Origin of the sequence: Rhodanobacter sp. K2T2 (assembly GCF_013408815.1) — a bacterium.
GTDB lineage: Bacteria > Pseudomonadota > Gammaproteobacteria > Xanthomonadales > Rhodanobacteraceae > Rhodanobacter.
The window spans coordinates 193,685-205,635 of the sequence record NZ_JACCCA010000007.1 but is presented as its reverse complement, the minus strand read 5'-3'; the positions used below and the strand labels follow the sequence as shown (position 1 = coordinate 205,635).

13 protein-coding genes are annotated in these 11,951 nt (G+C 64.4%); 8 read left to right on the top strand and 5 right to left on the bottom strand.

Annotated elements, in window-relative coordinates; all coding sequences use genetic code 11:
* Positions 1–26 precede the first annotated feature (26 nt).
* The 3 genes from HDE78_RS13165 to HDE78_RS13155 form a co-directional block, all read right to left on the bottom strand.
* The gene (locus tag HDE78_RS13165; protein ID WP_345776061.1) at positions 27–1,004 is read right to left on the bottom strand and encodes a copper resistance protein B; all 978 of its coding nucleotides are present in this window, start codon (positions 1,002–1,004) and stop codon (positions 27–29) included.
* 137 nt (positions 1,005–1,141) lie between these two features.
* Positions 1,142–2,872, bottom strand: coding sequence for a copper resistance system multicopper oxidase (locus tag HDE78_RS13160; RefSeq protein WP_179480176.1), 1,731 nt, complete (start codon positions 2,870–2,872; stop codon positions 1,142–1,144).
* Between the two features lie 99 nt (positions 2,873–2,971).
* Positions 2,972–3,412: a hypothetical protein gene (locus HDE78_RS13155; RefSeq protein ID WP_179480174.1), complete on the bottom strand. Its 441-nt coding sequence runs from the start codon at positions 3,410–3,412 to the stop codon at positions 2,972–2,974.
* Positions 3,413–3,513: 101 nt separating this feature from the next.
* On the opposite strand from HDE78_RS13155, the gene rlmJ reads away from it, so the two are divergent.
* The 8 genes from rlmJ (at position 3,514) to HDE78_RS13115 (ending at position 10,955) form a co-directional block, all read left to right on the top strand.
* Positions 3,514–4,461 carry a 23S rRNA (adenine(2030)-N(6))-methyltransferase RlmJ gene (gene rlmJ, locus HDE78_RS13150; RefSeq protein ID WP_179480172.1) on the top strand — a complete coding sequence of 316 codons (948 nt, stop codon included), beginning with the start codon at positions 3,514–3,516 and terminating at the stop codon, positions 4,459–4,461.
* A 146-nt stretch (positions 4,462–4,607) separates the two neighbouring features.
* Positions 4,608–5,120 carry a Slp family lipoprotein gene (locus HDE78_RS13145; protein ID WP_179480170.1) on the top strand — a complete coding sequence of 171 codons (513 nt, stop codon included), beginning with the start codon at positions 4,608–4,610 and terminating at the stop codon, positions 5,118–5,120.
* Between the two features lie 63 nt (positions 5,121–5,183).
* Complete coding sequence (locus HDE78_RS13140) at positions 5,184–6,092, top strand: cation diffusion facilitator family transporter (protein WP_179480168.1); 909 nt, start codon at positions 5,184–5,186, stop codon at positions 6,090–6,092.
* 119 nt (positions 6,093–6,211) lie between these two features.
* The gene (locus tag HDE78_RS13135) at positions 6,212–6,958 is read left to right on the top strand and encodes an SGNH/GDSL hydrolase family protein (protein ID WP_179480166.1); all 747 of its coding nucleotides are present in this window, start codon (positions 6,212–6,214) and stop codon (positions 6,956–6,958) included.
* 154 nt (positions 6,959–7,112) lie between these two features.
* A complete protein-coding gene (locus HDE78_RS13130) occupies positions 7,113–8,111 on the top strand; it encodes a sulfate ABC transporter substrate-binding protein (protein ID WP_179480164.1) in 999 nt (332 codons plus the stop codon).
* Between the two features lie 6 nt (positions 8,112–8,117).
* Complete coding sequence (cysT, locus tag HDE78_RS13125; protein ID WP_179480163.1) at positions 8,118–8,942, top strand: sulfate ABC transporter permease subunit CysT; 825 nt, start codon at positions 8,118–8,120, stop codon at positions 8,940–8,942.
* Complete coding sequence (gene cysW / locus HDE78_RS13120) at positions 8,939–9,826, top strand: sulfate ABC transporter permease subunit CysW (protein WP_179480161.1); 888 nt, start codon at positions 8,939–8,941, stop codon at positions 9,824–9,826. The genes cysT and cysW overlap by 4 nt, the downstream gene beginning before the upstream one ends.
* A 7-nt stretch (positions 9,827–9,833) precedes the next feature.
* Entirely contained in the window at positions 9,834–10,955 is a 1,122-nt protein-coding gene (locus HDE78_RS13115; RefSeq protein WP_179480159.1) for a TOBE-like domain-containing protein, read from the top strand.
* Between the two features lie 18 nt (positions 10,956–10,973).
* Here HDE78_RS13115 and HDE78_RS13110 read toward each other — a convergent pair whose 3' ends face one another.
* Positions 10,974–11,366, bottom strand: a complete 393-nt coding sequence (locus HDE78_RS13110; RefSeq protein ID WP_179480157.1) for a VOC family protein — start codon at positions 11,364–11,366, stop codon at positions 10,974–10,976.
* The gene (locus HDE78_RS13105) at positions 11,363–11,920 is read right to left on the bottom strand and encodes a DUF6194 family protein (RefSeq protein ID WP_255457796.1); all 558 of its coding nucleotides are present in this window, start codon (positions 11,918–11,920) and stop codon (positions 11,363–11,365) included. Before HDE78_RS13105 ends, HDE78_RS13110 begins: the two co-directional genes overlap by 4 nt.
* Positions 11,921–11,951: the final 31 nt, after the last annotated feature.

Below are 11,951 nucleotides of genomic sequence, written 5' to 3'. Positions count from 1 at the left end.
AAAAGTAGACGTCCAAGTTCGAAATCTCAAAACCAGAAACGCACGCCGGCCACCCACTGCCGATCGAACGCGCCCTGATGATCGTCGCGCAAAAAGTCAGCCGTGCGACCGTAACGATTCGTCCACACCACGCCGACGTAGGGCGCAAACTGCCGGCCGATTTCGTAACGCAGACGCAGGCCAAGCTGCGCATCCGACAGGCCGCTGCCGATGCGCCGTGACAGATCGGACTGGCCGTATAGATTGACTTCGAACTCCGGCTGCAGGATCAGCCGCTGGGTAAACAGCAAGTCGTACTCCGCGCGAAAACGCGCCGCCGTGCGGCCGCTGTCGCCAAGATACGCCGTCGCCTCGAGCTCGAACCAGTATGGCGACAAACCCTGCACGCCGAAGGCGGCCCAGTCGCGATTCGGACCCTGACCGATATCCTGCCGCAGACCGAGCTGCGTGCTCCAGTAGGTCGCTACGGTGTGATTCCACAGCGCCTCGATGTCGCCATCATCCAGCCGGCCACGATAGCGCTCGCCTTCGGTACGCAACCACAGCTTGTCGTCATCGTTGCCGTACCAGGCCTCCGCCTCCCACGACTGCCCGTTGGCATCCCTGTCGTGGAACGCCTCGAACTGATCGATCGTCAGCATGCTTTGCGGCGCGTTGTCCTGCATGTCCATGCCGCGCATCGGACCGTAGCCGATGCCATCGGAGTAATCCGCGCTGCGTGCATTCGCCGGCGCGCTGCCGCCCTGCATCGGACCCATCCGCATGCCGGACATGCCGCCGCTTTGCTCTGATGGCATCGAACCGTGATGCATGACGCCGGGAGTGGCCGCTGGCGCAGGTGCAGAATTCGTCGCCGGCATGGACGCATGATCCATGCCCTGCATGCCGTCCATGCTCCGCATATCGCCGGAGGCCGAAGCACTCTTGGCCGGAGCGGGCTTCGCCGTGCTCGCCGGTGCCGTCGGCGTGCCCATGTCCATGCCGGGCATGCTGTCGTGATCCATCCCAGACATGTCCGATGACGATGTGCTGCTGGACGACGCCGGCGCCGTTTGCGCGACCGCCGTCGACACGCAGGCGTACAGCACTGTCGCCATCAACCACGATCTCTGAGCGACGGTTGGGACGAGGTTGTGCGAACTCATGCCACCACCACTTCGCGGAACATGCCCGCTTCCATGTGATAGAGCATGTGGCAGTGATACGCCCAACGCCCGGGCGCGTCGGCGGTCACTGCATAGGTGATGCGCTGCGCCGGCTGCACGTTGATGGTGTGCTTGCGCACCTGGAATTGCCCGTGCGGATTTTCCAGCTCGCTCCACATGCCGTGCAGATGGATCGGATGATTCATCATGGTGTCGTTGACCAAAACGATGCGCAGCCGCTCGCCCCGACGAAAATGCACCGGCGCCGCGTCGGAAAACTTCACGCCGTCGAACGACCACATATAGCGTTCCATATTGCCGGTGAGGTGCAGCTCGATTTCGCGATTCGGTTCGCGCGTATCGATCGATCCGCCGACGGTGTGCAGATCGGCGTAGGTGAGCGCGCGTCGGCCGTTGTCGCGCAGGCCGACACCCGGATCGTCGAGGTTGGTGCGCGGCATGTCGACGTGCATGTCGACCCCGGGGCCGTACTCGGTACGCGCATGATGCACGGCCGGCGCGTCGCCCGTGCTCATACCGGCCATGCTGCCGCGATCGCCGGCACCCGACATCGCCATCGCCATCGCGCCCATCATGTCCTGCATGCCGAGCTGCACGATGCGGTCGACCTCGGGCACTGCCGCCTCCATACCGGCGCGCGGCGCCAGCGTGCCGCGGGCGTAGCCGCTGCGGTCGATCGACTGGGCGAACACGGTATAGGCACGATCCTCCTGCGGCTCGACGACTACGTCGTAGGTTTCCGCCACGGCGATGCGAAATTCATCGATCGACACCGGCTCCACGGTCTGACCGTCGGCCGCGACCACAGTCATTTTCAAGCCCGGAATACGCACGTCGAAAAGGCTCATCGACGAGCCGTTGATAAAGCGCAGCCGGATCGTTTCGCCGGGACGGAACAGGCCGGTCCAGTTGGCCGCCGGCGCGGCACCGTTCATCAGATAGGTATAGGTGTAAGCGGAGACGTCGCTGAAATCGGTCGGGTTCATACGCATGACGTTCCACATCTTGCGCTCGGCCAGTGCCTTGCCGATGCCCTGCTCACGCACGTCGCGCGCAAAGTTCGGCGCCGTGGGCATGGCGCGGTTGTAATAGTCGCTGCGCTTCTTCAGCGTGGCGCAGATGCGCTCGGGGTCTTGGTCGCTCCAGTCGCTGAGCAGCACGACATAATCGCGATCGGCGGCATGGCGATCCGGCTCGATCGGATCGACGATCAGCGCACCGTACAAACCCGTCTGCTCCTGAAAACGCGAGTGCGAGTGGTACCAGTAGGTGCCCGACTGCTTCAACGCAAACCGGTAGACGAACGTCTCGCCGGGCGCAATGCCGTCGAAGCTGATGCCAGGCACACCATCCATCTCGTACGGCAGCACGATGCCGTGCCAGTGGATCGAGGTCGGCACCTTCAGCCGGTTGGTGACGCGCAGCGTCAGCGCGCTGCCCTCCTTGCAGCGGAGAACGGGGCCCGGCACACCGCCATTGACCGTCGTCGCCGGGCGGGTATTGCCGGTGATATTGACCGGCGTGTCGGCGATATCCAGCGCAAAGTCGCTGCCGCTGAGCACCGTCGGCTGGCCTGGGCCGGTCAGCGCCCACGCGTTGGAAGGACTCAGCAGGCCCAGGCCGGCGGCCGCACCGCCCAGCGCAAGGCCCTGAACAAAGCGGCGCCGCGAAAGGTCAGCCGCGTAGGAAGGAAATCGATGTTTCATGACGCTCTCCGCGCTGGCATCTATGGCGATGCCGGTCGTAGTTCCGGCGGCGCATGCGAACAGGCGCGCGCGAGCCGGGCTCATCGCGACGGGGGAGGATCAGGCGGCTGGCGGTCGCAGCGGTGGAGCGTGGGCGACATCCGGTGCGGCGGCTCTGCGCAGCGATGGATACGTGTCGGCAGGCATCAACGGGAGCAGCTCGATGATGCTGACCGCCGCCATGGCGCTGCCGGCGCTTGCGGCGCAGTGGCAGCTGCCGGCCAGACCGTGCTTGCCGGCGCCACAGCAGTCTTCGGCGTGCACCGATGGCTTGGCCGGAGCCGCATGCTGGGCGTGATCGGCACCGGCCGCGGATGCCATCGACAGGGGCGACATGCCGCCCATCGAGTGACTGACGGTCAAGTGGCTGGCCACCGAGGCGGTGCCGTTCATCGCCATGGTTTCGCCGTGTACCGGCAAAACCACCAGCAGCAGCCACGCAAAAGCCGCCAGAACCCGAAGGAACGGCGAGTGCGTGACATGGCGGAGTGATTGGTTCACATCAATAAGCTTAGGCGCTGCGCCGCCGATGCTCAACAGGTCAAAACAGGCTGTAACGCCAAGCGCCCCTATACTTGCCTATCCCGCATGCCGTGATCTCCATGAACTATCGCCACGCCTATCACGCCGGCAACTTCGCCGATGTCCTGAAACACACCGTGCTGCTCGCGCTGATCGAGGCGATGCGCAGCAAACCGACGCCGTTCTGCGTGATCGAAACCCACGCCGGCAGCGGCCGCTATGCGCTGGACGGTTACGAGGCCGGCAAGACCGGCGAATTCAAGGACGGCATCTCGCGGCTGCTGTATCCCGACTTGCACGGCGGCAAGGCGGATGCCGCCGCGCTGCCGCCGCTGCTGCGCCGCTGGCTCGACAGCGTGCTGGCCATACCTGGCAACGAGGACGAACTGAAGCTCTACCCCGGCTCGCCGCTGCAGATCGCCCAGGCGATCCGCGCCGAAGACAGCGCGCAGCTGTGCGAACTGCATCCGACAGAAGCTGGCCTGCTGGCCGAGCTGTTCCACCGCGACGACCGCATCCACACGCACCAGCGCAACGGCTACGAAGCGCTGAAGGCGCTGCTGCCGCCGAAAGAAAAACGCGGCCTGGTGCTTATCGATCCGCCGTACGAGGCGCAGGAGGCCGAATACAAGCAGCTCGAACAGGCGATCAAGCTGTGCATGCAGCGCTGGCCGACCGGCGTGTATGCGATCTGGTACCCGATCAAGCTGCGCAGCCAGGTGCAGCCTTTCCTGCGCTGGCTGCCGCGCAGCGGCGCCAAGCGCGTGCTGCGCGCCGAGCTGCTGGTGCATCCGGACGACTCGCCGCTGCGGCTGAACGGTTCGGGCATGGTCATTCTGAACGCGCCGTGGAAACTCGACGACGTGCTGCGCGACTCGCTGCGGGCGATGGCGCGCCTGCTGTCGAAAGATCACCCCGCCGAATGGAAGCTGGACTGGCTGCTGCAGGAGGGTGATGCCGTCCCGGTCGCCAGCCCGATGCCCCGCTCGCGTGTGACGCCGGAGCCGCGTACGCGCCGGCCGCGCTGAAGCTGCGGCGGCCCGCTTCACTGCGCGGCCGGCGATATACGCTCTTGCCACGCATCTTGTTGTAGCGTCGTCGGTACGACGGTTCGACGCGGTCGCGTCGACGCACGAACCGTTCGGACCTTCCCTCATCCCCGCCGGAGTTCAGCATGCGCCGCAATACTTTCCGCTTCAGTCGATGGCTTGCTCCCCTCGCCGTTCTCGCGCTGGCCGCGTGCGCGCCGGCACCGATCTACAAGCCGGTGCCGGGCGCCGTGATCGTGACCCCCATGCAGGTGTCGCAAACGCCCGAGCGCTACACCAGCGGCGACGTGATCTGGGGCGGCCGCATCGTGCAGGTCACCAATTTGTCGGACCACAGCGAGGTCGAAGTGCTGGCCTATCCGCTGGACAGCTCGCAGCGCCCCAAGGCAAACGACAGCGGCAACGGCCGCTTCATCGTGGCGATGCCCGGTTACGTGGAACCGCTGGACTACCCGAGCGGCTCGCTGATCACGGTCAGCGGCAAGCTCAACGGCAGCCGCGCCGGCAAGGTCGGCGAAGCGAACTACGTATTCCCGCTGGTCAGCGCTACGCAGTCGCACGTATGGACCCGCAAGGAGCTGGAGCAGGGTCGCAACAACGTCAGCTTCGGCCTGGGCGTGGGTGTCGGCATCCATTGATGATGAGCAACGCAACGGAGTGCCGGCGCAGCCGCCGCCCCTTCTTCGAACAAGGACTCTCGCATGTCGGGTAACGCCAATTCGCTGAAAGCGATTTTTCTGGCCTTGGGCGCCAACTTCGCGATCTTCGTGAGCAAGTTGGTCGCCGCGTTCGTCACCGGCTCCGGCGCGATGATGGCCGAAGCGGTGCACTCGCTCGCCGACTGCGGCAACCAGGGCCTGCTTCTGTTGGGCATGCGCCAGGCCAAGCGGCCGGCCTCGTCGGAATATCCGCTGGGCTGGGGCCGCGCGCTGTACTTCTGGTCGTTTCTGGTGGCGATCCTGCTGTTCTCCGTGGGCGGCATGTTTTCGGTGTACGAGGGCGTGCACAAGCTGACGAATCCCGAGCCGCTGAAATGGCCGTGGCTGGCGCTGGGCGTGCTGGTGTTCGGCATCGTCGCCGAAAGCATCTCGATGCGCGGCTGCCTGGCCGAAGTGAACAAGGCGCGCGGCGATCGCAGCCTGTGGCGCTGGTTCCGCGAAACGCGTTCGAGCGAGCTGCTGGTGATCTTCGGCGAGGATCTGGCCGCCCTGCTCGGCCTGTGTTTCGCCGCGGTGTCCATCGGCGCCACCATGCTCACCGGCAACATGATGTACGACGCCATCGGCACGGTGGCGATCGGCGTGCTGCTGGTGGTGGTCGCGATTCTGCTGGCGATCGAGGTGAAAGCCCTGCTGATCGGCCAGGGCGTGGAGCCGCAGCGCCGGGCCGAACTGATGGCGTTTCTCCAAGCGCGTCCCGAAGTATCCCAGGTGCTGAACCTGATCACCCTGCAAATGGGCCCGGACGTGATGGTCGCGGTCAAGGCGCTGATGGCGCCGACCGCCGATGCGCGCGGTTTGATCGAGGCGATCAACACGGTCGAGCGCGCCATGAAAACCCAGTTCGACGACGTGCGCTGGAGCTTCTTCGAGCCGGATTTCACGGATTAAGATCCGATCATCGGATCAGTCAAAAATATGGTCACTTCGACACATAACGCGCAGGCGAACAGGACAGTTCGAGTAAAGATCTTATTTACAGCGAGCTATCGGCCGATGGAGCAACTGCGATGAAAAAGTATCTGGTCTTGCTAGCCGCGATCGCGTGTAACGCCGCAACTTTCGCGCAGACCACGGCGTCGTTGCCGCAGGCGGTGACACAAAAATTTCAGGCCGATGAAAAGTTGCTCGCCGACTGGCCACAACTTGGCTACTACCAAAAGCAAAACGCCGGTGTCGCTCCACGCAAACAGGGCGAAACACGAGTCGTCTTTATGGGCGATTCGATCACTGATCTGTGGGGCCACAGCGCAGACGTATTTTTCCCCGGCAAGCCGTATATAAATCGCGGTATCGGCGGCCAAACAACATCGCAAATGCTGCTACGTTTTCGACAAGACGTTATCGACCTCCATCCGCGCGTCGTCGTCCTACTCGGTGGCGTCAACGACCTCGCCACCACGCCGGAACCCGCAGCACTCACCACGATCGAAGGCAATCTCAGCTCCATGGCCGAACTGGCAAGGGCCAACGGTATCAAAGTGGTCATGAGTTCACTGACGCCTGTCAGCAATTTTTTGATTCCAACTCAGACAACGGCGCACCCGCCACAAAAAATTCTAGAACTCAATGAGTGGATCAAGTCTTACGCACGGAAACAACATTTCATCTATGCGGACTATTACTCCGCCCTGCTTGACGCAAACCATTCGATGAAGAGGAGTCTCTCCTTCGACGGCCTGCACCCGAACGCCGCAGGCTACGCGGTGATGACGCCGCTGGCGCAGCGCGCCATCGATCAGGCGCTGGCCCAGTAGTACGGGGCATACGCGCCATATGGCATCGCCCATGAAACTTTCTTCAGCCATCGGGCATAACGATCGGGTATAAACAAATGGCATTTGGCCATTTTGTGGCGGACGGCGCGCTGGCTACGCTGACCCGTCCATCCGCCTAAGGGAGACACGGACCATGAAAAAGCTGGGAATGCTGTTGGCCATGCTGGGCACACTGTCGGCGGCGACTGCGCAGGCGAAAGACGTGACGCTGTTGAACGTGTCCTACGATCCCACGCGCGAGCTGTACCGAGATATCAACACCGCGTTCGCGGCGCAGTGGAAGGCCCAGCACGGCGACGACGTGACCGTACAGATGTCGCACGGCGGCTCGGGCAAGCAGGCGCGCTCGGTGGTCGACGGATTGCCGGCCGATATCGTCACGCTGGCGCTGGCCTACGACATCGATGCGATCGCCGATCATGGATTGCTCGCGAAGAATTGGCAGACCCGCCTGCCCGACAACGCGTCGCCCTACACCTCGACCATCGTCTTCTTGGTGCGCAAGGGCAATCCCAAGGGCATCAAGGACTGGGCCGATCTGATCAAGCCCGGCGTGCAGGTCATCACGCCAAACCCGAAAACCTCTGGCGGTGCGCGCTGGAATTTTCTGGCAGCCTGGGGCTACGCGCTCAAACAGCCCGGTGGCAACGAGGCCAAGGCGAAGGCCTATGTGCAGGCGCTGTACCAGCATGTGCCGGTGCTTGATGCGGGCGCGCGAGGCGCCACCAACACCTTCGCGCAACGCGGCGTGGGCGACGTGCTGGTGGCCTGGGAAAGCGAGGCGCTGCTGGCACAGCAGCAGATGGGTAAAGGCACGTTCGACATCGTGGTGCCGTCGATCAGCATACTGGCCGAGCCGCCGGTCGCCGTGGTCGACAGCAACGTCGACACGCACGGCACGCGCGCCGTGGCCGAGGCTTACGTGAAGTTTCTCTATTCGCCACAGGCGCAGACCATCGAAGCCAAGAGCTTCTATCGCCCGCGCCTGCCCGCCGTATCGGCGCAGTTCGCCGCGCAGTTTCCCAAGGTCAACACCTTCACCATCAACGAGCTGTTCGGCGACTGGCGCCAGGCGCAGGCGAAATTCTTCGCCGACGGCGCGATCTTCGACCAGATCGGCCCCGGGCACTGACCACGCATGCGTCGGCGCATCCTGCCCGGTTTCGGGCTCAGTCTGGGTTATGCGCTGGCGTATCTGGGCCTGATCGTGCTGCTGCCGCTGGCGGCGCTGGCGTGGAAGGCTTCCGGTATCGGCCTGCACGGTTTGATCCGCCTGCTCAGTTCGCCGCGTACCTTCGCCGCGCTCAAGCTGAGCTTTGTCGGCGCGACGTTCGCCGCCGTGGTCAACGCCTTCGTCGGTCTGCTGGTCGCCTGGGTGCTGGTGCGCTACCGCTTTCCCGGGCGACGACTTTTCGATGCGCTGGTCGACCTGCCGTTTGCCCTGCCCACCGCGGTCGCCGGCATCGCGCTGACCGCGCTTTACGCACCCAACGGCTGGCTCGGGCAGTGGCTGGTGCCGCACGGTATCCAGATTGCCTATGCACCGCCGGGCGTGATCCTGGCGATGGTGTTCGTCGGCTTTCCTTTCGTGGTGCGCACGCTGCAGCCGGTGCTGGAATCGCTCGATCGCGATGTGGAAGAGGCCGCCGAGAGTCTCGGCGCGTCGCATCCGCAAACCTTTTTCCGGGTGATCCTGCCGATGCTGTTTCCTACGCTGCTGACCGGCTTTGCGCTGGCGCTGGCCCGCGCCGTGGGCGAATACGGTTCGGTGATCTTCATCGCCGGCAACATCCCGATGCGCTCGGAGATCGCCCCACTGCTGATCGTGGAGAAGCTGGAGGAATTCGACTACGCCGGCGCGGCCGCGCTCGGCATGGTGATGCTGATCGCCTCGTTCGTGCTGCTGATCGTCATCTCGCTGCTGCAACGATGGAGCCGGCGCTGGGCGGAGCACACGCGATGACGGCCTCTTCGACCACGTCAGCGACAGGCATTCGGCACAGGCGCGCGCCACACTGGCCACGCAAGATCGGGCGTTCGCTGCTGATCCTGGCGGCGGTGATCTTTCTTGCCGTGTTTCTGGTGCTGCCGCTGAGCGTGGTGTTCGTCGAGGCGTTTCGTCAAGGCATGCACGCGTATCTTTCGACCATCAAACAACCGGAAGCGCTGTCTGCGATCCGACTGACCCTGCTGGTCGCGGTGATCGCCGTACCGCTGAATATCGTGTTCGGCATCGCCGCGGCATGGGCGATGGCACGCTTCGAATTTCGCGGCAAGGCGCTGCTGGGTGCCTTCATCGATTTGCCGTTTTCGATCTCGCCGGTGATTTCCGGCCTGGTTTACGTGCTGCTGTTCGGCGCTCAGGGCTGGTTCGGACCGTGGCTGCAGGCGCACCACGTCAAGATCATTTTTGCCGTGCCGGGGCTGGTGCTGGCCACCATTTTCATCACCCTGCCCTTTATCGCGCGCGAACTGATTCCGCTGATGCAGGCGCAGGGCAGCGACGAGGAGGAAGCCGCGCGCGTGCTCGGCGCGGGCGGCTGGCAGATGTTTTTCCGCGTCACGTTGCCCAATATCCGCTGGGCGCTGCTGTACGGCGTGCTGTTGTGCAACGCCCGCGCGATGGGCGAGTTCGGCGCCGTGTCCGTCGTGTCGGGGCATATCCGCGGGCTCACCACCACCATGCCGCTGGAGGTGGAGATGCGCTACAACGAGTACGACTATGTCGGCGCCTTCGCCGTGGCCTCGCTGCTGGCGCTGCTGGCCCTGCTGACGCTGGCGATCAAGACACTGCTGGAATGGCGCTACGGCGACGAGATTGCCGCGCATGCGCCAGGTGGACACTGAGACAACCATGACTCTCGAACTTTCCCATCTGAGCCGCCGCTTCACTGACTTCGCCGCGCTGGACGACGTCAGCCTGTCGATCGCGCCGGGCGAGTTCCTGGCGCTGCTCGGGCCGTCCGGTTCGGGCAAGACCACGCTGCTGCGCATCCTGGCGGGGCTCGATTACCCCGATAGCGGCAGCGTCGATCTGGACGGCCAAAACTTTCTGGCCGCACCGGCGCGCGAACGAAAAATCGGCCTGGTCTTTCAGCATTACGCGCTGTTCCGTCACCTTACCGTGGCCGAAAATGTGGCTTTCGGTTTGCGCGTGCGCAAGCGCAGGCTGCGGCCGTCCAAAAAAGCGATCGCCGAGCGCGTCGAGCAACTGCTCCAGCGCGTTCAGCTCGATGGCTTTGGCCATCGCTATCCGACCCAGCTCTCCGGCGGCCAGCGCCAGCGCGTCGCACTGGCGCGCGCGCTCGCGGTGGAGCCTAGCCTGCTGCTGCTCGACGAACCCTTCGGCGCACTCGACGCGCAGGTTCGCCTCACCCTTCGCCGCTGGCTGCGCGAACTGCATGAGGACCTCGAGCTCACCACCATTTTCGTTACCCACGATCAGGAGGAAGCGCTGGAGCTGGCCGACCGCGTCGCCGTGATGAACCGCGGCCGCATCGAGCAGGTCGGCACGCCCGAGGCGATCTATCAGCAGCCGGCCACGCCCTTCGTATGCGAGTTCATCGGCAAGGTCAACAAGCTGCCGCTCACGCTCAGCGGCGGCCGGCTCGGCATGGGCGAATGGCTCCTCGATGGCGAGCCGTGGAACGGCGAGCATGCCCACGCCGTCGCCTACGTGCGGCCCGAGCATCTGGCGCTTGATGTACCGGAAACCCAGCCCGCCTGGAGCGCTCGACTGCGTCACGTCTACCTGGCCGGCAGCGTGGCGCATCTGGAGCTTTATGTGCCCTCGCTGGACCACACGCTGGAGGCCGACATCGCCGGCGAAGACGTCGCCAAGCTCGGCCTGCAACCCGGCGCACAGCTGCGCGTGGCCCCACGCAGCGCCGTGGTATTCGCCATGGATAAGTCCGGCGAAGACGCCGCCGTGCAGGGCCGCTGGGTGTGGCAGGCGAAGAACGCGCCGCACGCGTAGCGCGCCAGCTGGCGCAGGCTACTTTTTCAGCTGCAGCAGATCCCAGCCGTTGCCATACAAGTCCTCGAACACCGCAACGGTGCCGTAAGTTTCATGGCGCGGCTCTTCGCGAAAGTGCACGCCTTCGGCGCGCATGCGCTGCCAGTCGCGCTCAAAGTCATCGGTATGCAGCAGCAGGAACACGCGGCCGCCGGTCTGGTTGCCGACGCGCGAGGCCTGCTCGTCGCCCTTGGCCTTGGCCAGGAGCAGTCGCGTTTCGGTCGAGCCCGGCGGCGCCAGCAGCACCCAGCGCCTGCCGTGGCCCATGTCGGTGTCTTCGACCAGATCGAAACCCAGCGCGCGGGTGTACCAGGCGATCGCCTCGTCGTAATCGTCGACCAGCAGCGCGAGTGCGCCGAGATGTTGTGTCATGACTTGGTTGCCTTGTCAGTTGGCAGCAGAGCGAGCTCCGCCTGTACTTTTTTGGTGAGCCTGGCGCGCACGAGTAGGTAGGCGTCGCGGATAAGGTCCTGCAGCTCGGTCGTAGCGAACCGCGACGGCTCGATGATGGATATCCAGCCCGCGCGCGCCAGGTACGGGGCGGGCATGATACCCGGCTGATCGGTCAGCTCCAGAAAGCGCGCATCGTCTACCTTGCAGGAAAGCCGGCCGCCGTCGCTACCGTCGGCCGGCGTCATCGCAAACATCTTGCCGCCGACGCTGAGCACGAGCTTGGTTTCCCATTTGATATCGCGCGTCACGCCCGGCCAATGGCCGCAAAACGCTTCCAGCTGCTGCGCGCTCATCCCCATCGTTCTACGCATTGGACTCGTTGCCTTCGTCATAAGAGCCGTCGATAAGCGCATTGTGGCGTGGAGCGCCGTGATGATGCCGATGATCGGGTACGGCGGCCCCCACGCCATTCGCCGCCACGCTGGACGATCGGCGCTGCAATGAGAACGGCGTTCCAAAGCCCTCTCATTCATGTTGCGTCGCACCAAATACGCTAGAGTACGG

What these genes read in the sequence shown, in the direction of transcription:
- HDE78_RS13165 (WP_345776061.1), bottom strand. Translation starts at nt 1,004, where the DNA reads ATGGATCACGACAGCATGCCCGGCATGGACATGGGCACGCCGACGGCA.
- HDE78_RS13160 (WP_179480176.1), bottom strand. Translation starts at nt 2,872, where the DNA reads ATGAAACATCGATTTCCTTCCTACGCGGCTGACCTTTCGCGGCGCCGC.
- rlmJ (WP_179480172.1), top strand. Translation starts at nt 3,514, where the DNA reads ATGAACTATCGCCACGCCTATCACGCCGGCAACTTCGCCGATGTCCTG.
- HDE78_RS13145 (WP_179480170.1), top strand. Translation starts at nt 4,608, where the DNA reads ATGCGCCGCAATACTTTCCGCTTCAGTCGATGGCTTGCTCCCCTCGCC.
- HDE78_RS13140 (WP_179480168.1), top strand. Translation starts at nt 5,184, where the DNA reads ATGTCGGGTAACGCCAATTCGCTGAAAGCGATTTTTCTGGCCTTGGGC.
- HDE78_RS13135 (WP_179480166.1), top strand. Translation starts at nt 6,212, where the DNA reads ATGAAAAAGTATCTGGTCTTGCTAGCCGCGATCGCGTGTAACGCCGCA.
- HDE78_RS13130 (WP_179480164.1), top strand. Translation starts at nt 7,113, where the DNA reads ATGAAAAAGCTGGGAATGCTGTTGGCCATGCTGGGCACACTGTCGGCG.
- cysT (WP_179480163.1), top strand. Translation starts at nt 8,118, where the DNA reads ATGCGTCGGCGCATCCTGCCCGGTTTCGGGCTCAGTCTGGGTTATGCG.
- cysW (WP_179480161.1), top strand. Translation starts at nt 8,939, where the DNA reads ATGACGGCCTCTTCGACCACGTCAGCGACAGGCATTCGGCACAGGCGC.
- HDE78_RS13115 (WP_179480159.1), top strand. Translation starts at nt 9,834, where the DNA reads ATGACTCTCGAACTTTCCCATCTGAGCCGCCGCTTCACTGACTTCGCC.
- HDE78_RS13110 (WP_179480157.1), bottom strand. Translation starts at nt 11,366, where the DNA reads ATGACACAACATCTCGGCGCACTCGCGCTGCTGGTCGACGATTACGAC.
- HDE78_RS13105 (WP_255457796.1), bottom strand. Translation starts at nt 11,920, where the DNA reads ATGAATGAGAGGGCTTTGGAACGCCGTTCTCATTGCAGCGCCGATCGT.